This window comes from Mycobacterium sp. IS-1556 (assembly GCF_001499985.1).
Classification (GTDB): Bacteria; Actinomycetota; Actinomycetes; order Mycobacteriales; family Mycobacteriaceae; genus Mycobacterium.
Window position 1 is genome coordinate 73,359 of sequence record NZ_LQIM01000038.1, and the last position, 21,438, is coordinate 94,796.

Below are 21,438 nucleotides of genomic sequence, written 5' to 3' on the forward strand. Positions count from 1 at the left end.
GCATGAAAGCTGAAGTAGCTCAACAACAGTCGTTACTCGAGCTGGCCGAAATCGACGCCCAGTTGAGCCGTCTCGAGCACCGCGCCAAACATCTGGCCGAACAGCAGCGGCTGGAGGAGGTGCAGGCCGCACACCGCGACGCCAACGACCGGTTGGCCGCGTTGCAGATCGCCATCGAGGACCTGGATGCGCAGGTCGCCAAGTACGAATCGGAGATCGACGCGGTGCGTCAGCGCGAGGAGCGCGATCGCGCGCTTCTCGCGGGCGGGACGGTCGATGCCAAACAGCTCACCGAGTTGCAGCACGAACTCGACACACTCGAGCGCAGGCAGGCGGCGCTGGAGGACTCGCAGCTGGAGGTGATGGAGCGCCGCGAGGAGCTGCAGAGCGACCAGCAGGCCGCGCTGGCCACCATCGACGAGCTGCAGAACGACCTGGGCGCTGCGCAGACGGCGTGCGACGAGGCGCGTACCGAACTCGACCGGCAGCGGCATCAGACCGTGTCGCGTCGCGACGAGCTGATCACCGCGCTCGACTCCGACCTCGTTGCGCTCTACGAAAGGCAGCGCGCCCGCGGCGGTGCGGGCGCCGGGCGGTTGCAGGGCCGCCGGTGCGGAGCGTGCCGGATCGAGATCGACAAGGGTGAGCTCGCGCGGATCTCGGCCGCGGCCGACGACGACGTGCTGCGGTGCCCGGAGTGCGGAGCGATCCTCTTGCGGGTCAAGGAGTTCGGCGCGTGAAGGTCGTCGTCGAGGCGGACGGGGGCTCTCGGGGCAATCCCGGGCCGGCCGCCTACGGCTCGGTGGTGTGGTCGGCGGACCGCACCACCGTGCTCGCCGAGAGCAAGGAGGCGATCGGCCGCGCCACCAACAACGTCGCCGAGTATCGCGGGCTGATCGCCGGGCTCGGCGAGGCGGCCAGTCTGGGCGCAAGCGAAGTCGACGTGTTCATGGACTCCAAGCTCGTGGTGGAGCAGATGTCGGGGCGCTGGAAGGTCAAGCATCCCGACCTCGCCCCCCTGCACCGGCAGGCCCGCGACCTCGCCGCGCGCTTCGACCGTGTCACGTACACATGGATCCCGCGGGCGCAGAACAGCCACGCCGACCGGTTGGCGAACGAGGCGATGGACGCCGCGGCCGAATCACTCACCGGCCCAGCGCACGCCACGCCGCAGCAGGCTCCGAATCCGGTGGCGTGGACCGGGGCGCGGGGCGCACCGACCCGGTTTCTGCTGCTGCGGCACGGTCAGACGGAGTTGTCGGTGCATCGCCGGTATTCGGGCCGCGGCAACCCGGCGCTGACCGACCTCGGACGACGCCAGGCCGAAGCGGCCGCGCAGTATCTGGGGCGTAAAGGCGGTATCGCCGCCGTCATCACCTCGCCGCTGCAGCGCGCGTATGACACCGCAACGGCGGCGGCCAAGGCGCTCGGCCTGGACGTGTCCGTCGACGACGACCTGATCGAGACCGACTTCGGTGCGTGGGAGGGGTTGACGTTCGCCGAAGCCGCCGAGCGGGATCCCGAGTTGCACCGGCGCTGGCTGCGGGACACGTCCACGGCACCGCCGCAGGGTGAGAGTTTCGACTCCGCCGCCGAGCGGGTCGGCAGGGCGAGGGCGCGGATCATCGCCGAACACGCGGGGGACACCGTGTTGGTGGTCTCGCACGTGACGCCGATCAAGACGCTTCTGCGCATGGCACTCGATGGCGGCGCGAGCATCCTCTACCGGATTCATCTCGACCTGGCGTCGCTGTCGATCGCGGAGTTCTATCCCGACGGCGCGGCCTCGGTGCGGCTGGTCAATCAGACCGCCTACCTTGACGAGTCGTGAAGATGGAGCCGCTCACCGTGCGGCCCGAAGATCGTGATCGCCTCAACCGGCCCGTCGACCACCCCGAACCAGTGCGGGGTCCAGGTGGAAAACTCAACCGCCTCACCAGGTTTGACCGTGAAATCGCGATCACCGAGGACCAGCCGGAGGTGACCGGACAGCACGTACATCCAGTCCTGGCCCTCATGCACGGGCAGTTCGGCGGGCGGGGTGCGGCGCCGGGCGCTGATCCTGATCTTGAACGCGTGCAGACCGCCCGCGGCCTGACGGGTCAGCGGCCAGTACGTGATTCCGCGTGCGGTGTGAGAGCCGCTGCGCACCCGGGGATCCTCGGCTTCCGGTGCGCGGAGTAGTTCGTCGGTGCTCACCGACAGCGCGGCGGCCAACCTCGGCAGGTGGTCGAGCGCGAGCCGGCGCTTACCGGATTCGAGTCGGCTCAGCGTCGACACGTCGATGTTCGACCGGCCCGCGACGTCTTCGAGGGTCAGGCCGCGCTGCAAGCGCAGTTCGCGCAGCCTGCGCCGCACCTTCGCGTCGACGCTCTCTTCTGCTTTTGCCTGCATGGCAAGAAAGCTTGGCATCTTGTAGGGGGTGGTTGCAAGGTGGACGCATGGACACAGATTGGGATTGCGTCGTGGTCGGTGGCGGTGCGGCCGGACTGAGCGCCGGCCTGGTGTTGGGCCGGGCTCGGCGGCGCACGCTGGTGATCGACTCCGGCGCGCAGAGCAACCTGGCCGCGCACGGTATCGGTGGACTGCTGGGGCACGACGGTCGGCCGCCGGCGCAGCTGTACGAACTGGGGCGCCGGGAACTATCGGCGTATCCGAGCGTCGAGGTGCGCACCGGCGACGTCGTCGGCGGTGAACGGACCGGGAGAGGCTTCGAGCTGCGGATGGCCGACGGCCGGATCGAGCGGACCCGGCGGGTGCTGCTGGCCACCGGTATGGAGTATCGGCCCCCGCAGCTTCCGGGGCTGGCGGAACTGTGGGGCCGGTCGGTGTTCCACTGCCCGTTCTGCCACGGCTGGGAGGTTCGCGACCAGCCGCTGGGCGTACTGGCGCGTGGGGAGCGTGCGGTGCATTCGGCGCTGTTGTTGCGTATGTGGAGCGACGACGTGGTCCTGCTCACCGACGGTCCCGCCGATCTCGACGACGGGCAGCGGCAACGGCTGGTCGCCGCGGACGTCCCGATCGATGAGCGGGCGGTCGCCGAACTCGCCGTGCGGGACGGGGATTTGGAGGCCGTGGTGTTCGCCGACGGGAGTCGCCTTGCGCGGACGGGTCTGCTGGTCGCGACGACGCTGCATCAACGTTCGTCGCTCGCCGAGCAACTCGGCGCTACACAGGGCGACCCGACACCGATTGCGCAGAACCCCGTTTACGTCGACGCGCTCTACCGCACAAGTGCGCCAGGCGTTTTCGCCGCCGGCGACCTCAGCGCGCAGATGCCGCAGGTGGCCGCAGCGGTGGCCGGCGGCTCGGCAGCGGCCGCCGCCGTGGTGCAGAGCCTGATCGAGGACGACTATCCAGTTGATGTTCCGGAAGGGAGCCGACATGTCAACGCCTGACGCCAAACAGCATTGGGAAGAGCGCTACAGCGAACAGGACCGCATCTGGAGCGGGCGGGCGAACATTCGTCTCGTCGACGTTGCGTCGGGCCTGAAGCCCGGCGTCGCACTGGATCTCGGCAGCGGCGAGGGCGGTGACGCGATGTGGCTGGCCGAACACGGATGGCGGGTGGTCGCCGTCGACATCTCCGACACCGCGCTGCGACGGGCCGCCGAAGATGCGGCCGCGCGTGGGGTGGGTGACCGGATCGACTTCCAACAGCACGACCTGTCGGAAAGCTTCCCGGAGGGTGACTTCGATCTGGTGAACGCGCAGTTCCTGCACTCCACTTTTCCGCTCGACCGGACGGCGATCTTCCAAGCGGCCGCGCGGGCCGTCCGACCGGGCGGGCTTCTACTGATCGTCGATCACAGCGGGCCGCCGCCGTGGGCGTCGCAGCTCGATGACCACCACCACCTGTTCACACCGCCCGACGAAGTCGTCGCGGAGCTGAATCTGCCCGAGGCCGAATGGGAGCCGGCTCGGATCGACACGCCGACGCGAGAGGTGACGACGCCGGACGGCGAGACAGCGACGTGGGTCGACAACGTGATCATGTTGCGTCGGCGCTAGCGGTCACGCGGCGTCGTGGAAGATCAGCCCAAGGGTGTACCGCTCACCCGAGCGCACCACCGACACACCGTGTCGGACCGGCGCGGCGGACCATCCGCGGGTCGACCGCACGGGCCGCTCGCGCGTGGTGAAGACGTATCCGTGTCCGTGCGGCAGCAGCGTCGCGGTACCGCGGGACTGGGCGCGGGGGCGCTGTTCGACCAGCATGAACTCGCCGCCGGTGTGGTCGACGCCCGGTTCGCTGAGGTTGATCACCACCTGCAACGGAAACACCAAGTCGCCGTAGAGGTCTCGGTGCAGAGCATTCCAGTCGCCCGGGCCGTACTTGAGCAGCAGCGCCGTTGACTTGGCCTGGCCGGCGGCGTGGCACTGGTCGATCTAGTCGTCGAAGCTCTCCGGCCACGGGGCCGGGCGGCCCAACTTGCTCCACCAGTCGCGGGCGATCGGGAGCAGCCGCGGGTACAGCGCCTGCCTGAGCGCTTCGACCGGTTCGGGGTAGGGCCGGCGGAAGTAGCGGTATTCGCCCTCCTCGAAGCGATATCGAGCCATGTCGATGGTCGCGCGGAACAAGTCGTCGGCAGGATAGAGGCTTCTGATCGCCGCCGCTTCACCCTTAGTGAGCAGGCGGGGAAGCAGGGCGCCGCCGGTTGCGTCGAGTTCAGCGGCGATGGTCTCCCAGTCGCCGGAGTCCACGCGAGTTCGCCATTTGGTCTGGGCCATACCTGGTAAACGTGCGGGATCGCGGATTCGTGAGACGGACACGTCCATTGGTGGGGTCGGTGGTGCCGGTTCTAGTCGCGTCGGGTCAACTCGACCTTGACGAGATCGAGAAAGGCATCGACCTCGTCCTCGTCGTAGCCCCGCTTGAACAGAGGTGGCTTGGAAAACGCCACATTGTGGACGTGCTCGGCGGTGAGTGGGTCCGAGCCGGCAACGGGGTCGGCGCCGACGCGCGGCTCAGCCAGCCGGCGCTCGAGCTCAGAAATCCTCTTCTCCGGGTCACTCGGGTCCACTCGAGAAGAACGTCCCACCGCTAGGTCTGTGGCGTCCACGGCGTCAGCCGGGGGAGCCACGCCGACACGTTGTCGCGGTAGGTCTCGTACTGCTGCCCATACGTGCGAACCAGCGTCGGTTCTTCGTACCAGCGCACGAACGAGGCCGTGACGGCCCATGCGATCGCGGCGTAGACGACGAGCCACATGTTCGCGAACAGCACCGCCTGGCCGAGGATGGCCGTGATGAGACCGGCATACATCGGGTTGCGGACGAACCGGTTGAAGCCCGTCACGACCAGTCGTTCGGTTGGCGCGACGGGCATCGGAGTGCCACCAGCTCTTACGAATTCGACGAACGCGTGAATGGGCGGGATCAGACCGACGACGATCATCACGCCGCCCAGTGCCACACGCCACGGCGAAACGGGATCGGGAAGGTCCCAGCGGGTGATCAGCCACGGGCCGAGCCCGACGAAGCTGCCGGGCGCGACCACGAAGAACGCCGCCGAAGCCAGCGCAGCGGTGCCGATCCGCATGCGCGTCAGCCGGTGCCGGCCGGGATGTCCGCGAGCTGGGTCAACCTCACGCTGTTGCCGGACGGGTCGCGGAAGCCGGAATCGATGCCGTACGGCATCTGGTGCGGCTCCTCGGTGAACTCCACCCCGCGCGAACGCATTTCCTCATAAGTCGCCTGGCAGTTGTCCGTGGTGAGGAATACCGTGCCGGCGAACCCCTTCGCGGTGAGATCGAGCACCTGCTGGCGGGTGGCCTCGTCCATCACCGGCGCGCCGGGCACGGCCATCAAGACCAGCGAAAAGTCGTCCTGCCCCGGCGGGCCGACCGTCAGCCACCGGAACGGCGTGTCCCCATCGGGAAGCGAAACATCCTGGCGCACTTCCATTCCGACCTTTTCGGTCCAAAACTTCAATGCGACGTCTTGGTCGTGAACCCAGATCTGGGCGCTCGAGATTCTCAACATGGGCACGACGCTACGACGCCGGTCGCGGGCCCGTCTTCTCCCCGTGTGCTGTCTTGCGGACCCGACTGTCGGCGGGCTGGCGGGTGTCGCGTTTGAGAATGCAGCTGGGCACCCGGGCGTGCATGGCCGCCGGCGGCAGGCTGGCGCGGTAGGCCGCCGGCGGCTTGCCGTACACCCGGGCGAACGAGGTGGTGAACGATCCGACGCTGGCCAACCCGACCATCACGCAGATATCGGCCACCGAGCGGTCGGTGTACCGCAACAGCGCCGCCGCCCGCTCCAGCCGTCGGGTCTGCAGATAGGCATGCGGCGATTCGCCGAAGGTTCGGGTGAACATCCGGCTGAAATGGGCCCGCGACAACCCGGCCGCGGCGGCCAGGTCGTCGACGGTGATGGGCTCGGCATAGCGCGCGTCGACCAGGTCTTTGGCGCGCATGAGGTAGCGCGCCGGAGGAACCTGCGCCATGGGCATAAGTATGTCGAACTCGCGGAACAGCGGCGACTGGCAGTACGTTGTATGCGCGGATGAGTTGGCTGGGCGGCCGCGGAATCGAGGTTCGCCTCGGTTTCGAGGAAAGTCCGGACTTCACAGAGCAGGGTGATTGCTAACGGCAATCCGAGGTGACTCGCGGGAAAGTGCCACAGAAAACAGACCGCCACCGGTGACGGTGGTAAGGGTGAAACGGTGCGGTAAGAGCGCACCAGCATTCCGGGTGACCGGAGTGGCTAGGCAAACCCCACCCGAAGCAAGGCCAAGAAGGCCGCAACCTGGTTGCGGCCGCGCAGGCGTCCGAGGGCTGCTCGCCCGAGCCTGCGGGTAGGCCGCTCGAGGCACCCGGCGACGGTGTGTCCAGATGGATGGTCGCCACCTCGCCGCCGCGGTCAGCTGCGGTGGTGAGGGACAGAATCCGGCTTACAGGCCAACTCATCCGCCTCGCCGGCCGCTCACCGCGCCTTGCGCACCGCCTTGGCCAGCTTCGTCAACGCGCCGTCCAACTGGTCGCGCGCGCGTTGGGCGACCTCGGCCTCCTGCTGGTAGAGCAGGCCGTAGGTGAAGGTGTCTTCGCCTGCGGCGTGCGCGGCTTCGGCCTGCTGACCCAGATGAGTCCGGCTGACCACGCTGTCCTGATGGTCGCCGAGCAGCGACTGAACGGCTTTGGCCCGATCCGACACCTTGGCCGCGCCGGTCGCCGCGGCGGTGTAGCGAAGACGCTTGGCGCCCTTACGGATTCGATGCAGTGCTTCATCCTTTTCGGTGTCCGCCTCGGCGGCGGCCTTGGCCGCTTTGCGGACCCGCTTGTAGGCCGCGTCGATCGTCGCCTGGCTGCGCTCCTCCTCGTCCTGCGGCGCCGGTTCGGCGGCGATCAGGCCTTCGAGCGCGTCGAGAAGCCGGAAGTAGCGCTGCGAACGCATCGCGATCAGTGACCGGCGCAGCCCGGCCGCATAGCGCCGCTTGGCGCCGTCGACCAACCGCTCTCGCACCGGGCCGCGGACCAGTTCCTCGGGCAGCTCATCGAGCGCCTGCTCGTAGCGTTGGGCCAGCACTTCCGCGTCGCGCGCCACGCCGAGGATCGCGGCGAGCTGCCGGAGTTCGTCGAGGATCCAGGCGTCGTCGGAGATGCCGAACGCCTCCCGTGACGACTGCAGAAGGCTGCGGATCTTGCGCGTCGTCACTCGCATCTGGTGCACCGAGTCGTCGACGTCGGCGCGCACCGCCCGGTCCCACTCGATCAGCTCCTCCACCTGTTCGGCCACCGCGCGGTGCACCGGGTCGGCCGGTCGCGGGACCGCCTCGGGTTGCGACGACTCGGCCAGCACCCGCGCCAGTTTGGAACCGCTGGCCGCGGGATCGGCCCCCGCGTCGATCAGCCGGTTGGACAACCGGTCAAGCAGTTCGCGGTCGGCCCCGTCGGTCAGCTCGAGTTCCCATTCGCGCCACGCCTGCTCGGGGCCGCCCGGCTCGGCCGCAGCGGTGACCTCGTCGTCGCAGAACTCCGCCACCGGTGTCCCGTCGGGACCGTAGAGCAGGTCGACGGTGCGCCGTGTCGAGATGCGCGCGACCGGCCCCAGCGGGCGGTCGCGCACGATGGCCAGCACGACGTCACGCAGCGTCGCCGGCACCTCATCCTCTTCGCCGAGGGGCTCTCTGACCTCGGTACGCGCGTCGGGACCGGCCGGAAGCTTGAGGTGCCATCCGGCGTCCGCGCCGCCGGTGCGGCGGCGCAGCGTGATGCGGCGCGCAGCCAGTGCGTGGTCCGGGGTGTCGAAGTACACGGCTTCCAGCCGGTGTACCGGTGCGCGTTCGACGCGCACCACCGACGACAAACCGTCGAATGACGGTGACACGGTCGAATCGACGACGTCGAACTTGCGCTCGACCTCGAGATGCCGCGATGACTGGTCATTGGATTTGCCCATGGTGCGAGACAGATTGCCACACGCGGGTGAACACGGGGGAAGGGTCCCGAGGATGAGAAAGATAGGGTCCACCTGTGACCGATTACGAAACGCTGACCTTCGAGCAGACCCGTGCGATCGCCCGCATCACGCTGAACCGGCCGGACGCGGCAAACGGCATGAACGCCACCATGACTCGTGAGCTGGCCGCCGCCGCCAAGCAATGCGACACCGACGCGACCAAGGTTGTCGTGCTCACCGGGTCGGGCCGGTTCTTCTGCGCCGGTGGAGATTTGAAGTCGTTCGCGTCAGCGCCGGACCGCGGCGCTCACATCAAGGGCGTCGCCGACGATCTGCACCGCGCGATCTCGACCTTCGCACGGATGAACGCGGTGCTGATCACCGCGGTGAACGGCACCGCCGCGGGCGCGGGATTCTCAATCGCCGTGACCGGCGATCTGGTGCTGGCCGCCGAGTCCGCGTCGTTCACGATGGCCTACACCCGGGTGGGCTTGAGCCCCGACGGCAGCGCGTCGTATTACCTGCCGCGGCTCATCGGGATCACCAAGACCAAGGAGCTCATGCTGACCAACCGCACCCTGTCCGCGCAGGAGGCGTCGGCGTGGGGTTTGGTCACCGAGGTGGTTCCCGACGCGGAGTTGGCCGACCGGGCCGCGAAGCTCGCCGATCAAATGGCCGCCACCGCAGCCGGTTCCAACGGCGGCATCAAGCAGCTGCTGCTCGGGACGTTCAAGAACGGACTCGAGGAGCAGATGGAACTCGAGAGCCGGCTCATCGCCGGACGCGCGGTGTCCCGCGACGGCGTCGAGGGCGTCGACGCGTTTCTGGCCAAGCGCAAGCCGGAGTTTCAGTAGCGCGAGCAGTCGCAAACTGCCCTGTTTTCGCGTCGAAAGTGGGCAGTTCGCGTCTGTTCGCGCAGAGGAACTAGAACGAGTGCTCGTCGGCGGGGAACACCCCGCCGGCCACCTCGTCGGCATATTGCTCTGCGGCACGGCGGAGTTCACCGCCGACATCGCCGAAGCGCTTGACGAACTTGGCGGTCTTGCCATTGGTCATGCCGGCCATGTCCTGCCAGACCAGCACCTGCGCGTCGCAGTTCGGGCCCGCGCCGATTCCGATGGTGGGGATCGTCAGTTTGCCGGTGATCTGGGTGGCCAGTTCGGCCGGCACCATCTCCATCACGACGGAGAAGGCGCCCGCTTCCTGCACGGCGATGGCGTCGTGAATGGTTTGCTCGGCGGCGTCGCCGCGGCCCTGGACGCGGAACCCGCCCAGCCCGTTGACGCTCTGGGGTGTGAAGCCGATGTGCGCCATGACCGGGATGCCCGCCGCACTCAGCGTCGCGATCTGATCGACCACGCGCTCGCCGCCCTCGAGCTTGACCGCGTGCGCACCGGTCTCCTTCAGGAACCGGGTGGCCGTGGAAAGAGCCTGTGCAGCGCCAGCTTCGTAGCTGCCGAACGGCAGGTCGGCGACGACCAGCGCGTGCGGGGCGCCGCGCACCACACCGCGCACGAGCGGGATGAGCTCGTCGATGCTCACGGGCACGGTCGTGTCATAGCCGTAGACGACGTTGGCTGCCGAATCGCCGACCAGCAGCACCGGGATGCCGGCGTCGTCGAAGATGCGCGCTGTCGAGTAGTCGTAGGCGGTGAGCATCGCCCACTTGTGGCCTTCGGCCTTCCATTTGTGCAAATGCAGCGTTCGGACTTTGGTCCGCGGTGCGGACGATTCAGGAGTAGTGCGCGGCTTGTCGGTGGCAGCGCCGTAGACGGTCTGCTCAGACATCGATGTCCCCCAAGCGGGTGAGTCGGGTCGAATCCTCGAGGCCGTAATCGGTCCCCGGGTTCGTCTGACGGCCCCCAGTCTGCCACTTCGCGCGGTAGACAGTGAATGCCCTGTTGAGTGGATTTCCTCACACCGGCCGCCGCCGGGCATAACATCGGCGCATGCAACGGCTCAGCGGGCTCGACGCCAGTTTCCTGTACCTCGAAACCGCGCAGCAGCCGCTGCATGTGTGTTCGATACTCGAACTCGACACCTCGACGATGCCCGGCGGTTACACCTTCGATCGATTCCGGGATGCGCTCAACCAGCGGATCAAGGCGATGCCGGAGTTCCGCGAGAAGCTGGCCGACAGCCGCTTCAACCTCGACCATCCGGTGTGGGTGGAGGACAAGGACTTCGACGTCGACCGCCATCTGCACCGCATCGGCCTGCCGGCGCCGGGCGGCCGCCGCGAGCTCGCCGAGATCTGCGGCCACCTCGCATCGCTGCCGCTCGACCGCACCCGTCCGCTGTGGGAGAAGTGGGTGATCGAGAACGTCGAGGGCACCGATCCGCAGGCCGGCGGGCGGCTCGTCGTGATGACCAAGGTGCACCACGCCGGGGTCGACGGGGTCACCGGCGCCAGCCTGATGTCGCAGTTGTGCAGCACCGAGCCGGACGCACCGCCGCCCGATCCGGTCGACGGTCCCGGCGACGCGACCTCCCTCGAGATCGCCGTCAGCGGTGCGGTCAAGTTCGCGACCCGGCCGCTGAAGCTGGTCAACGCGCTGCCGATGACGCTGTCGTCGGTGGTCGACACCGTCCGCCGCGCCCGCTCCGGGCTTTCGATGGCGCCCCCGTTCGTCGCGCCGAGGACGGCGTTCAACACCAACGTGACCGGGCACCGCAACATCGCGTTCACGAAGCTGGATCTCGAGGACGTCAAGACTGTGAAGAACCATTTCGGGGTCAAGCTCAACGACGTGGTGATGGCGCTGGTATCCGGTGTGCTGCGCAAGTTCCTGGCCGACCGTGGGGAATTGCCGGAGAACTCGCTGGTCGCGATGGTGCCCGTTTCGGTGCACGACAAGTCCGATCGACCGGGCCGCAACCAGGTGTCGGGCATGTTTTCGCGCTTGGAGACGCATATCGACGACCCGGCGGCCCGGCTCAAATCCATCGCCGAAGCGAATTCCGTTGCCAAACAACATAGTTCGGCCATCGGGGCTACCCTGCTGCAGGACTGGACGCAGTTCGCCGCCCCCGCGGTGTTCGGTGTCGCGATGCGTGTCTACGCCGCGAGCCGGTTGAGCGGCGCCAGGCCGGTGCACAACCTCGTCGTCTCCAACGTCCCGGGGCCTCAGGTGCCGCTGTACTACCTGGGCTGCGAAGCCAAGGCGATGTACCCGCTGGGGCCGATCTTCCACGGCTCGGGGCTGAACATCACCGTCATGTCGTTGACCGGAGCGCTGAACGTCGGCATCGTGGCGTGCCCGGAGTTGCTGCCCGATCTGTGGGACATGACCGACGACTTCTCCGCGGCGCTCGACGAGTTGCTGGCCGCCACGCGATAGTGGCCTAGCCAGCGCCGATGGGTGGTCATGGCAGCATGTGGAGCCATGAACGCCAAGCTCGGGGTCCTCGCGGCCACTGTGTTGTTCGCGGCCACCGGTTGCAGCCAGCTGGTCGACGGCCGCGCCGTCGTCGCGGTGCCTGCGCCGGGTACCCCGATCGAATGGCGGGCGTGCCAGACCGAGAAGACCGACGAGTCGCGGGTTCCGGCCGGCGCCGAGTGCGGGATGCTGTCGGTGCCGGTGGATTACGACAAGCCCGACGGTGACGTCGCCCGCATCGCGATGATCCGGTTCAAGGCGACCGGCGACAAGATCGGCTCTCTGATCATCAATCCCGGCGGGCCGGGGGAGTCCGGCGTGGAAGCCGCTGCGAGCCTGGTCGGCTCGCTGCCCGAGTCGGTGCGCCAGCGTTTCGATCTGGTCGGCTTCGACCCCCGCGGCGTCGCCAACTCCACCCCGGCCCTGTGGTGCAACTCGGACGCCGACAACGACCGGTTGCGGGCCGAACCTCAGGTCGACTACTCGCCGGAGGGCGTCGCCGAGATCGAGAAGGAGACCAAGGCGTTCGTCCAACGCTGTGTGGACAAGATGGGCGAGGAGTTCCTAGCCAACGTCGGAACCGTCAACGTGGCCAAGGATCTCGAGGCGATGCGAGAGGCGCTCGGCGACGAGAAGCTGACCTACCTCGGCTATTCCTACGGCACCCGGATCGGTGCCACCTACGCGGAGAACTACCCCGACAAAGTGCGGGCGATGGTGCTCGACGGCGCGGTGGACCCCAACGCCGATCCGATCGAGGCCAACGTCCGGCAGGCCGCGGCGTTCCAGACCGCGTTCAACGACTACGCCGCCGACTGCGCGAAGAGCCCGACGTGTCCGCTGGGCACCGACCCGGCCAAGGCCACCGACGTCTACCACAGCCTGGTCGACCCGCTGGTGGAGCAACCGCTCGAGACGCGGGACCCGCGCGGCCTCAGTTACTCCGACGCGATCGTGGGCACCATCCTGCCGCTGTACTCGCCGAACCTGTGGCGCCATCTCACCCAGGCCCTCAGCGAAATGAAGCGGGGCAGCGGTGACACCATGCTCGCGCTGGCCGACCTGTACATGGGCCGCGACGAGCAGGGCCACTACAACAACTCCACCGACGCGCGAGTGGCGGTGAACTGCGTGGACAAGCCAGCGGTGACCGACCGCGCCAAAGCCGTCGAGGAGGACCGGCGGGTCCGGGAGGCCGCGCCGTTCATGAGCTACGGCGAGTTCACCGGACACGCCCCGCTGAGTACGTGCGCGTTCTGGCCGGTGCCGCCCACCAGCAAACCGCATGAGATCGAGGTGAGCGGTCTACCGCCGACACTTGTGGTGTCGACGACCAATGACCCCGCAACGCCGTATCAGGCCGGTGTGGAACTGGCCGACCAACTCGGCGGCACGCTGGTGACGTATGAGGGAACGCAGCACACGGTGGTGTTCCAGGGCAATCAGTGCGTCGACGACATCGCCGCGCGCTATCTCGTCGACCTGACGTTGCCGGCGCCGGGCACCACGTGTTCATCTGCCTGATCACGGCCGGGTCACCGTTGCATCGACAGTAGAGACGGCGCGCGGTCGGCGTGCAACGATGTCAGCCATGTGGCGGGTGGGGCGGATGGTGTCCGCGTTCGCTGCGGTGTCCGTCATTGCCTGTCCGGTGGGTTCGGCGAGTCCCGAAGGTCAATCCGCGCAGGCGTACGGGCAGCCGCCGAATTGGGGCGGATGCGAACGCATCATCGGCGCCGAGAAGGCCGCGGCAATTCCGGCCGGTCGATGCGGCACGGTCTCGGTGCCGGTTGACTACACGAAACCGTCTGGCGCACAAGCCCAATTGGCCGTCATCCGGGTGCCGGCCACCGGCGATCGGATCGGCGTGCTGGTGGTCAATCCCGGTGGGCCGGGCGCATCGGCGGTCGAGACCGTTGCGGGTATGGGCGCCGCGCTGGCCGACTCGGAGATCGGCCGCCGCTTCGATCTCGTCGGCATCGATCCGCGCGGTGTCGGGCACTCGACACCCGAGTTGCGTTGTCGCACCGACGCGGAGTTCGACGCGTTCCGTCGGGAACCGCTCGCCGACTACAGCCCCGCCGGTGTCGCGCACATCGAGCGGCTGTATCAGCAGTTCGTGCAGTCGTGCGTGGACAGGATGGGCACCGAGTTCCTGGCCAATGTCGGCACCGCGACCTCGGCCCAGGACATGGACGTCGTGCGGGCCGCCCTGGGCGAGAACCAGATCAACTATCTCGGGTTCTCCTACGGCACCCAGCTCGGCGCCGCCTACGCCGAGCGGTATCCCGACCGGGTTCGGGCCATGGTGCTCGACGGCGCGATCGACCCGCAGCTCGACCCGATCGACGGCCGGATCCGCCAGATGGCCGGTTTCCAGTCCGCGTTCGACGACTATGCAGCCGACTGCGCGAAGTCGGCGGGCTGCCCGCTGGGCACCGATCCCGCCCGGTTCGTCGAGCGCTACCACCAGCTGGTCAATCCGCTGGTTCAGCGCCCGGCCCAAACCTCGGACCCGCGCGGGCTGAGCTACCAGGACGCGATCACCGGAACGGTGAACGCGCTTTACTCGCAGCGGTATTGGAAGTACCTCACCAGCGGGCTGCTCGGCCTGCAGCGCGGCACGGATGCCGGCGACCTGCTGCTGCTCGCCGACGAATACCAGGGCCGCGACGAATCCGGGCACTACACCAACCAGCAGGATGCGTTCACGGCGATCGGCTGCGTCGATTCGCCGTATCCGAGCGACCCAGCCGCGTGGGCGCAGGCGGACCGCCGAATCCGCGAGGTCGCCCCGTTCCTGTCCTACGGCACCTTCACCGGGTTCGCCCCGCGCGACGTGTGTGCGATGTGGCCGGTGCCGCCCACCTCGACGCCGCACGCGGCCACGTCGCCCGGACCGGGCAAGGTCGTCGTCGTCTCGACCACCCGCGACCCGGCCACGCCGTACCAGGCGGGCGTCGACCTCGCCCGCCAGATGGACGCTCGGCTGATCACGTTCGACGGCACGCAGCACACGGTGGTGTTCAACGGCGACGCGTGCGTGGACACCGCGGTGGTCGAGTTCCTGGTCCGTTCGGTGGTCCCGCCGGCCGGACTGCGCTGTTAATCGCAGCCGCCGTGTAACACAGAATTAACAGCCGGTGCCTACGCTGCGGTCATGGATCGGCAGAAGGAATTCGTGCTGCGCACGCTGGAGGAACGCGACATCCGCTTCGTCCGGTTGTGGTTCACCGATGTGCTCGGATACCTGAAGTCGGTCGCGATCGCCCCCGCCGAACTCGAGGGGGCGTTCGAGGAGGGCATCGGCTTCGACGGCTCGGCGATCGAGGGCTTCGCGCGTGTGTCGGAAGCCGACATGGTCGCGCGCCCGGACCCGTCGACGTTCCAGGTGTTGCCGTGGGCCGACGGCTCGGGCCGGCACCACTCGGCGCGGATGTTCTGCGACATCACCATGCCCGACGGTTCACCGTCGTGGGCCGACTCGCGTCATGTGCTGCGCAGGCAGCTGGCCAAGGCCAGCGATCTCGGCTTCTCCTGCTACGTACACCCGGAGATCGAGTTCTTCCTGCTGAAACCCGGCGAGGACGACGGCTCGGCGCCCGTGCCCGCGGACAACGGCGGGTACTTCGATCAGGCCGTGCACGATTCGGCGCCCAACTTCCGCCGCCACGCCATCGATGCGCTCGAGCAGATGGGCATCTCGGTGGAGTTCAGCCACCACGAGGGCGCGCCGGGCCAGCAGGAGATCGACCTCCGCTACGCCGACGCGCTGTCGATGGCCGACAACGTCATGACGTTCCGCTACGTCGTCAAGGAGGTCGCCCTCGGCGACGGGGTGCGGGCATCGTTCATGCCGAAACCGTTCGCCGAGCACCCCGGTTCGGCCATGCACACGCACATGAGCCTGTTCGAGGGCGACACCAACGCCTTCCACAGCCCCGACGACCCGCTGCAGCTGTCCGACGTCGCCAAGTCGTTCATCGCGGGAATCCTCGAGCACGCCAAGGAGATCAGCGCCGTCACCAACCAGTGGGTGAACTCCTACAAGCGCCTGGTGCACGGCGGTGAGGCGCCGACCGCGGCCTCCTGGGGCGCCGCGAATCGCTCGGCGCTGGTGCGGGTTCCGATGTACACACCGCGCAAGGCCTCGTCACGGCGCGTCGAGGTGCGCAGCCCCGACTCGGCGTGCAATCCCTATCTGACGTTCGCGGTGCTGCTGGCCGCCGGGCTGCGCGGCATCGAGAAGAACTACGTGTTGGCGCCCGAGGCCGAGGACAACGTCTGGACTCTCACGCCGGAGGAGCGCAGCGCGATGGGCTACAAGGAGCTGCCGGGTAGCCTCGGCGTGGCGCTCACCGAAATGGAGAACTCCGAGCTGGTCGCCGAGGCGTTGGGCGAGCACGTCTTCGACTACTTCCTGCGCAACAAGCGCGCGGAGTGGGAGAACTACCGCAGCCACGTCACCCCGTTCGAGCTGAAGGCCTACTTGTCTCTCTGACCGACGCTCGCGCTACCTTTCTCTGGTGGCCAAACCTGCGACGCAGCGTTCGAAGCTGCCGAGCGTAGGGCGGCTCGGGCTGGTCGAACCGTCCGCCCCTGCGGACCTGGATCGACTGGGCTGGAACTCCGAGGCCCACGTGGAGCTGCTGTGGTCGCTGTCGCGGGCGCCCGACGCCGACACCGCGCTGCACACGATGGTCCGGCTGGCCGAGGCGTTGGACACCGGCTGGGACCAACTCAACCGGGCGCTGCTCACCGACCGCGGCCTTCGCGGCCGGCTGTTCGGTGTGCTGGGCTCCTCGCTCGCCCTCGGCGACCACCTCGTCGCCCATCCGGAGAACTGGCGCCTGCTCGCCGGTGACGTCGGGTTGCCGGCCGCCGAGGAGCTGCGCGAGGTGTTCGTCGCGCGCGCCGACGAGGCTTCGGATACCGCGGCCGCACTGCAGCCGCTGCGCAAGCTCTACCGCGACCGGCTGCTGGTGCTGGCCGCTCTCGATCTCGCGCCGACGGTGGAGAACGAACCGGTGCTGCCCTTCTCGACCGTCGGTGAGCACCTGTCCGATCTCGCCGATGCGGCACTGGCGGCCGCGCTGCACCTGGCTCTCAAGACGGCGGGTGGTGACTCGCCGCCCCGGCTCGCTGTCATCGCGATGGGTAAATGCGGTGCGCGCGAACTCAATTACGTCAGCGACGTCGACGTGATCTTTGTGGCCGAGACCGCCGATGCGCTCGCGACCCGGGTGGCGGGCGAGATGATGCGGTTCGCCGCCGACGCGTTCTTCGAAGTTGATGCGGCGCTGCGGCCCGAGGGCAAGCACGGTCAGCTGGTACGCACCCTCGACTCGCACGTCGCGTATTACCAGCGGTGGGCCAAGACCTGGGAGTTCCAGGCGTTGATGAAGGCGCGACCGGCTGCCGGCGACGAGGAACTGGGCCGGGCCTACATCGAGGCGCTGATGCCGATGGTGTGGACCGCGAGCGAACGCGAGGACTTCGTCCCCGAGGTGCAGGCGATGCGCAGGCGCGTCGAGGAACTGGTGCCCGCCGGGCAGCGGTCGCGGGAGATCAAGCTCGGCACCGGCGGGCTGCGCGACGTCGAATTCGCCGTGCAACTACTGCAATTGGTGCACGGCCGCAACGACGAGACGCTGCACGTCGCATCGACGGTCGGCGCGCTGGCCGCACTCGGCCAGCGGGGATACATCGGCCGCGACGACGCCGCGAACCTCACCGCCTCATACGAGTTCCTGCGGCTGCTCGAGCATCGGCTGCAGCTGCAGCGGCTGGTGCGCACCCACCTGCTTCCCGACGAGGACGACGACGAGTCACTGCGCTGGCTGGCCAGGGCCGCCCACGTGCGCCCCGACGGCACCCGCGATGCGCTCGGCGTGCTGCGCGAAGAGCTCAAGCGCCAGAGCCTGCGGGTGTCCCGCCTGCACGAGAAGCTGTTCTACCAACCGCTGTTGGAGTCGGTCGGGCAACCGGCACTGAGCATTTCGGAGGGTATGACCCAGGAGGCCGCCGAACGGCAGCTGGCCGCGCTGGGATACGAGGGGCCGCAGAGCGCGTTGACGCACCTGGCCGCGCTGACCGGTACCAGCGCCCGTCGTGGCCGCGTGCAGCAGATCCTGCTGCCGACCCTGCTCAGATGGCTCAGCGACACACCCGACCCGGATGCGGGTCTGCTGTCCTACCGCCGCATCAGCGATGCGCTATCCGAACAACGGTGGTTCCTGGCGACGCTGCGGGATGAGGGCGCCGTCGCCAAGCGGCTCATGCAGGTGCTGGGCACCTCGGCGTACGTTCCGGAGTTGCTGATGCGGGCACCGGAGGTCATCCAGTCCTACGCCGACGGCCCTGACGGCCCCAAACTGCTCGACGTTGAACCCGATGCGGTGGCGCGGGCGCTGGTCGCCTCTGCTGCAAGGTATTCCGACCCGCAGCGTGCGATCGCGGCGGCGCGCACCCTGCGCAGGCGCGAACTGGCGCGCATCGCCTCGGCCGACCTGCTCGGCATGCTGGAAGTGACCGAGGTGTGTGCCGCGCTGACGTCGATCTGGGTGGCGGTGCTGCAGGCCGCGCTGGACGCGGTGATCCGCGCCAACACCGGTGACCGGGGACCGCTGGCCCGCATCGCCGTGATCGGAATGGGCCGGCTGGGCGGAGGCGAGCTGGGCTACGGCTCGGACGCCGATGTGATGTTCGTGTGCGAACCCGAAGCGGGAGTTGAGGAGTCGGCCGCGGTCAAATGGTCGGTGACGGTCGCCGAGCAGGTGCGTTCGCTGCTCGGGACGCCCAGTGCCGACCCGCCGCTGGAGGTCGACGCGAACCTTCGGCCCGAGGGCCGCAACGGCCCGCTGGTGCGCACGCTCGCCTCGTATGAGGCCTACTACGCGCGGTATGTGCAGACGTGGGAAGTGCAGGCGCTGTTGCGGGCCCATCGCGTGGCCGGCGATCTCGACCTGGGGGAGCGGTTCCTGCTGATGATCGACAAGATCCGCTACCCACCCGGCGGGGTGTCGGCCGAAGCGGTGCAGGAGATCAGGCGGATCAAGGCGCGGGTGGACGCCGAACGGCTGCCGCGTGGCGCCGACCCGAACACCCACACCAAGCTGGGCCGCGGCGGCCTAGCCGACATCGAGTGGACGGTGCAGTTGCTGCAACTGAGGTATGCGCACGAGGTGCCCGCGCTGCACAACACGTCGACGTTGGAGTCGCTCAACGTGATCGGCGCCGCCGAGCTGATCGCCGAGGGCGACGTCGAGTTGTTGCGCCAGGCGTGGCTGACCGCGACCCGTGCGCGTAACGCGCTGGTGCTGGTGCGCGGCAAGCCGACCGACCAGCTGCCCGGGCCCGGCCGCCAGTTGAATGCCGTTGCGGTGGCAGCGGGTTGGGACACCGACGACGGCGGGGAGTTCCTCGACAACTATCTGCGGGTGACGCGTCGGGCGAAAGCGGTCGTCAAGAAGGTCTTCGGTGGATGAGACGGAGTGGATGAACACATGAGCATGGATTTCGGGTTCGACGTCATCACCGAGGAGGAGTATCAGCGTCAGCGGGCTTTGTACGGCCCGCTGACGGATGCGGTGCGCAAACTGATCTATGCGAGCCTGCACACCGAGATCGACGAAGCCGCGGTCGCCGACGCGCAGGCGAAGATCGAAGCGGTCACGGACCTCCTCGAGAGCAAGCAGCGCCCGGTGTCCAGCACGCTGCGTCACGAGCTCACCGGGCGCCCGCTGGCGTGGGCGAACCCGGCTGTGGGACTTCGCAATGCGATCGCGCCCCCGATGGTCATCCACCATGAGGAGGACGGGCGTTGCTGGAGTGAGTTCACGCTGAGCGGCGCGTACGAAGGCCCCCCGGGCTGGGTGCACGGCGGTATCTGCGCGCTGGTGCTCGACCACCTGCTGGGTGAGGCTGCGAGCGAAGGCCTCACCCAGCCGAAGTTCACCGGCACGATCTCGCTTCGGTATCTGCGCGGAACCCCGCTGGGCCGACTGCGCGCGGAGGCGTTCGTGGAGCGGTCCGAGGGCGTCAAGACATTCGCCCGCGGATACCTGATGGACGCCGACGGCACCACGGTCGAGGCCGAGGGTGTCTTCATCCGGCCGGCGTGGGCGCGGGACGCCGGGTGAAGTTCTACGTCAGCGTGGCGTTCCTGGACACCAGCGAGATCGTCGAGATCGCCAGGGCAGCAGATGATCTCGGCTACGACGGCCTCGGTATCCCCGACCATGTCGTGAACCTGGAGACGCTGCAGACCCCGTATCCATACACCAAGGATGGTCGGCGGCGGTGGGAGGCCTTCACCGACTGGCCCGACCCGTGGGTGTTGATCGGGGCGTTGGCCGTGGTGACCTCGCGGTTGCGGTTCGTCACCACCGTGTATCTGCCCGCGATGCGGGACCCGTACTCGGCCGCGAAATCGATTGGCACCGCGGCTGTTCTGGCGGGAGGACGGCTCGAACTCGGCATCGGTGTGGGCTGGTGCGAGGAAGAGTTCGCCCTGATGGGCCAGCAGTTCGCGCGGCGCGGTAAACGCACCGACGAGATGCTCACGCTGATGAAGGAGCTGTGGAAGCCCGGGTGGACGGAATTCGACGGCGAGTTCTATCAGACGCCGCGGCTGGAGATGGAGCCGACGCCGCCGCCGATCCCGGTGTATGTGGGCGGGCTCTCGGACATCGCGCTGCGCCGCGCGGCGCGCCACGACGGCTGGATCGGCGATCTCATCACCACCGACCGGGCGCTCGAACGCGTCGCGAAGCTGCGTGAGCTACGCGCCGAAAATGGTTTGACGATGGACGATTTCACCGTCATCACGCCGCTGACCGACGCGTTCACCCCAGAGCATTACGAGCGCGCCGAGGCGGGCGGTATCGCGGGCATTGTGACGATGCCGTGGATGTTCTACGCCGGGCCGCAGGCGACGCTTCCGGCGAAGATCGACGGGATGAAGCGTTTCCGTAAGGACCTCGGCCTGGATCAGTAGCGCGGTCTGCGGAAACGGCTGAGCAGCCCGCCGCGCCGGCGCGGAGGCGCGTCCGTGGCGACGTACTGCTCCTCCCTCGCAGTGACCGCGCCGACTCGCCGGGGTGGCGCACCCGCGTACCCGCCGGCCGCGCCTCGGCGTCGCGCATCGACCGACCAGGCGCCGGCGCCGAGCGCTGCCAGGGCCAGGAAACCGAAGCAGTACAGCACCGCCGGTTCGCCGTTGTTCGCGATGGGCCAGAAGCTGCCGCGCGGGCCCTCCAGCGGCGGCCAGTGCTGCCAGAAATACGCCACGGCCATCTCGCCGGCAGCGATGATCGCCGCGATGCGGGTGAACAGCCCGACGGCGATGAGCAGGCCGCAGACCAATTCGATCAATCCCGCCCACCACATCGGCCAGTCGCCGACTTCGATCGGAGCTGGCGCTGGGACCGGCCAGCCGAACAACTTCTGCGAACCGTGGATGGCAAACAGAAGGCCGAAGACGATGCGGAAAACACTCAGCAACGGTGACGAATACCTCGAGAGGCGAGCGTCCAGTTGGGTCGTCATGGACCGACCTTACGCGCGCCGACCCGTTCTGTTGAGCGCTTGAACAGCACCGTTACCGGACCGTCGCTGATTGTTCGCACGCCGTCGGCCGCACGAAAGCGGAGGG

General features: G+C 68.2%; 19 protein-coding genes, 1 other RNA gene and 2 pseudogenes. 13 read left to right on the forward strand and 9 right to left on the reverse strand.

All coding sequences use genetic code 11. The features are described 5' to 3' along the window. The first annotated feature begins 2 nt into the window (after positions 1-2). A complete protein-coding gene (locus tag AU187_RS18650; protein WP_059098861.1) occupies positions 3-740 on the forward strand; it encodes a zinc ribbon domain-containing protein in 738 nt (245 codons plus the stop codon). Then, positions 737-1,831, forward strand: coding sequence for a bifunctional RNase H/acid phosphatase (locus AU187_RS18655; protein WP_059098862.1), 1,095 nt, complete (start codon positions 737-739; stop codon positions 1,829-1,831). Before AU187_RS18650 ends, AU187_RS18655 begins: the two co-directional genes overlap by 4 nt. Here the strand turns inward: AU187_RS18655 and AU187_RS18660 are convergent. Continuing rightward, entirely contained in the window at positions 1,813-2,394 is a 582-nt protein-coding gene (locus AU187_RS18660; protein ID WP_059098863.1) for a helix-turn-helix domain-containing protein, read from the reverse strand. The genes AU187_RS18655 and AU187_RS18660 overlap by 19 nt on opposite strands. A gap of 47 nt (positions 2,395-2,441) precedes the next feature. Here AU187_RS18660 and AU187_RS18665 point away from each other — a divergent pair, with 47 nt between their 5' ends. Then, positions 2,442-3,398 (forward strand): NAD(P)/FAD-dependent oxidoreductase, encoded by a 957-nt coding sequence (locus tag AU187_RS18665; protein ID WP_059098864.1) that lies wholly within the window; start codon positions 2,442-2,444, stop codon positions 3,396-3,398. Beyond that, a complete protein-coding gene (locus AU187_RS18670) occupies positions 3,385-4,011 on the forward strand; it encodes a class I SAM-dependent methyltransferase (RefSeq protein ID WP_059098865.1) in 627 nt (208 codons plus the stop codon). The genes AU187_RS18665 and AU187_RS18670 overlap by 14 nt, the downstream gene beginning before the upstream one ends. Before the next feature lie 3 nt (positions 4,012-4,014). On the opposite strand, the pseudogene AU187_RS18675 reads toward AU187_RS18670, so the two are convergent. From AU187_RS18675 to AU187_RS18695, 5 genes and pseudogenes are all read right to left on the reverse strand, one after another. Next, positions 4,015-4,731, reverse strand: a pseudogene (locus AU187_RS18675) (2OG-Fe(II) oxygenase). Between the two features lie 80 nt (positions 4,732-4,811). Further along, positions 4,812-4,976, reverse strand: a pseudogene (locus AU187_RS18680) (DivIVA domain-containing protein); the annotation flags it as partial. Positions 4,977-5,044: 68 nt separating this feature from the next. Beyond that, positions 5,045-5,542 (reverse strand): methyltransferase family protein, encoded by a 498-nt coding sequence (locus AU187_RS18685; RefSeq protein ID WP_059098867.1) that lies wholly within the window; start codon positions 5,540-5,542, stop codon positions 5,045-5,047. A 5-nt stretch (positions 5,543-5,547) separates the two neighbouring features. Beyond that, complete coding sequence (locus tag AU187_RS18690; RefSeq protein WP_059098868.1) at positions 5,548-5,985, reverse strand: VOC family protein; 438 nt, start codon at positions 5,983-5,985, stop codon at positions 5,548-5,550. 10 nt (positions 5,986-5,995) lie between these two features. Next, positions 5,996-6,451 carry a helix-turn-helix transcriptional regulator gene (locus AU187_RS18695; RefSeq protein WP_059098869.1) on the reverse strand — a complete coding sequence of 152 codons (456 nt, stop codon included), beginning with the start codon at positions 6,449-6,451 and terminating at the stop codon, positions 5,996-5,998. A 60-nt stretch (positions 6,452-6,511) separates the two neighbouring features. On the opposite strand from AU187_RS18695, the gene rnpB reads away from it, so the two are divergent. Continuing rightward, an RNA gene (gene rnpB / locus AU187_RS20100) (RNase P RNA component class A) lies at positions 6,512-6,917 on the forward strand. 13 nt (positions 6,918-6,930) lie between these two features. Here rnpB and AU187_RS18700 read toward each other — a convergent pair. Further along, entirely contained in the window at positions 6,931-8,403 is a 1,473-nt protein-coding gene (locus tag AU187_RS18700; RefSeq protein ID WP_059098870.1) for a CYTH and CHAD domain-containing protein, read from the reverse strand. Positions 8,404-8,477: 74 nt separating this feature from the next. On the opposite strand from AU187_RS18700, the gene AU187_RS18705 reads away from it, so the two are divergent. After that, positions 8,478-9,257 (forward strand): enoyl-CoA hydratase/isomerase family protein, encoded by a 780-nt coding sequence (locus AU187_RS18705; protein WP_059098871.1) that lies wholly within the window; start codon positions 8,478-8,480, stop codon positions 9,255-9,257. Positions 9,258-9,327: 70 nt separating this feature from the next. Here the strand turns inward: AU187_RS18705 and panB are convergent, their stop codons facing one another. After that, entirely contained in the window at positions 9,328-10,191 is an 864-nt protein-coding gene (panB, locus tag AU187_RS18710) for a 3-methyl-2-oxobutanoate hydroxymethyltransferase (RefSeq protein WP_059098872.1), read from the reverse strand. A gap of 161 nt (positions 10,192-10,352) precedes the next feature. On the opposite strand from panB, the gene AU187_RS18715 reads away from it, so the two are divergent. Genes AU187_RS18715 through AU187_RS18745 form a run of 7 tightly spaced genes read left to right on the forward strand, consistent with a single transcriptional unit; the run spans position 10,353 to position 20,781 of the window. Next, positions 10,353-11,744 carry a WS/DGAT/MGAT family O-acyltransferase gene (locus tag AU187_RS18715; RefSeq protein WP_059098873.1) on the forward strand — a complete coding sequence of 464 codons (1,392 nt, stop codon included), beginning with the start codon at positions 10,353-10,355 and terminating at the stop codon, positions 11,742-11,744. Positions 11,745-11,789: 45 nt separating this feature from the next. Beyond that, positions 11,790-13,307 (forward strand): alpha/beta hydrolase, encoded by a 1,518-nt coding sequence (locus AU187_RS18720; protein ID WP_197413434.1) that lies wholly within the window; start codon positions 11,790-11,792, stop codon positions 13,305-13,307. Between the two features lie 58 nt (positions 13,308-13,365). Further along, positions 13,366-14,892, forward strand: coding sequence for an alpha/beta hydrolase (locus AU187_RS18725; protein ID WP_059098875.1), 1,527 nt, complete (start codon positions 13,366-13,368; stop codon positions 14,890-14,892). A gap of 51 nt (positions 14,893-14,943) precedes the next feature. Then, positions 14,944-16,284, forward strand: a complete 1,341-nt coding sequence (gene glnA / locus AU187_RS18730) for a type I glutamate--ammonia ligase (protein WP_059098876.1) — start codon at positions 14,944-14,946, stop codon at positions 16,282-16,284. A gap of 25 nt (positions 16,285-16,309) precedes the next feature. Beyond that, positions 16,310-19,270, forward strand: a complete 2,961-nt coding sequence (locus tag AU187_RS18735; protein ID WP_059098877.1) for a bifunctional [glutamine synthetase] adenylyltransferase/[glutamine synthetase]-adenylyl-L-tyrosine phosphorylase — start codon at positions 16,310-16,312, stop codon at positions 19,268-19,270. A gap of 18 nt (positions 19,271-19,288) precedes the next feature. Next, entirely contained in the window at positions 19,289-19,924 is a 636-nt protein-coding gene (locus tag AU187_RS18740) for a PaaI family thioesterase (RefSeq protein WP_059098878.1), read from the forward strand. Next, a complete protein-coding gene (locus AU187_RS18745; RefSeq protein WP_059098947.1) occupies positions 19,921-20,781 on the forward strand; it encodes a TIGR03619 family F420-dependent LLM class oxidoreductase in 861 nt (286 codons plus the stop codon). The genes AU187_RS18740 and AU187_RS18745 overlap by 4 nt, the downstream gene beginning before the upstream one ends. Here the strand turns inward: AU187_RS18745 and AU187_RS18750 are convergent. Then, positions 20,775-21,332, reverse strand: a complete 558-nt coding sequence (locus AU187_RS18750) for a DoxX family protein (protein ID WP_059098879.1) — start codon at positions 21,330-21,332, stop codon at positions 20,775-20,777. The genes AU187_RS18745 and AU187_RS18750 overlap by 7 nt on opposite strands. Positions 21,333-21,438: the final 106 nt, after the last annotated feature.

Coding starts and splice junctions, on each gene's coding strand:
- AU187_RS18650 (WP_059098861.1), top strand. CDS start 3: ATGAAAGCTGAAGTAGCTCAACAACAGTCGTTACTCGAGCTGGCCGAA.
- AU187_RS18660 (WP_059098863.1), bottom strand. CDS start 2,394: ATGCAGGCAAAAGCAGAAGAGAGCGTCGACGCGAAGGTGCGGCGCAGG.
- AU187_RS18665 (WP_059098864.1), top strand. CDS start 2,442: ATGGACACAGATTGGGATTGCGTCGTGGTCGGTGGCGGTGCGGCCGGA.
- AU187_RS18670 (WP_059098865.1), top strand. CDS start 3,385: ATGTCAACGCCTGACGCCAAACAGCATTGGGAAGAGCGCTACAGCGAA.
- AU187_RS18685 (WP_059098867.1), bottom strand. CDS start 5,542: ATGCGGATCGGCACCGCTGCGCTGGCTTCGGCGGCGTTCTTCGTGGTC.
- AU187_RS18690 (WP_059098868.1), bottom strand. CDS start 5,985: ATGTTGAGAATCTCGAGCGCCCAGATCTGGGTTCACGACCAAGACGTC.
- AU187_RS18695 (WP_059098869.1), bottom strand. CDS start 6,451: ATGGCGCAGGTTCCTCCGGCGCGCTACCTCATGCGCGCCAAAGACCTG.
- AU187_RS18700 (WP_059098870.1), bottom strand. CDS start 8,403: ATGGGCAAATCCAATGACCAGTCATCGCGGCATCTCGAGGTCGAGCGC.
- panB (WP_059098872.1), bottom strand. CDS start 10,191: ATGTCTGAGCAGACCGTCTACGGCGCTGCCACCGACAAGCCGCGCACT.
- AU187_RS18715 (WP_059098873.1), top strand. CDS start 10,353: ATGCAACGGCTCAGCGGGCTCGACGCCAGTTTCCTGTACCTCGAAACC.
- AU187_RS18720 (WP_197413434.1), top strand. CDS start 11,790: ATGAACGCCAAGCTCGGGGTCCTCGCGGCCACTGTGTTGTTCGCGGCC.
- AU187_RS18725 (WP_059098875.1), top strand. CDS start 13,366: ATGTCAGCCATGTGGCGGGTGGGGCGGATGGTGTCCGCGTTCGCTGCG.
- glnA (WP_059098876.1), top strand. CDS start 14,944: ATGGATCGGCAGAAGGAATTCGTGCTGCGCACGCTGGAGGAACGCGAC.
- AU187_RS18740 (WP_059098878.1), top strand. CDS start 19,289: ATGAGCATGGATTTCGGGTTCGACGTCATCACCGAGGAGGAGTATCAG.
- AU187_RS18750 (WP_059098879.1), bottom strand. CDS start 21,332: ATGACGACCCAACTGGACGCTCGCCTCTCGAGGTATTCGTCACCGTTG.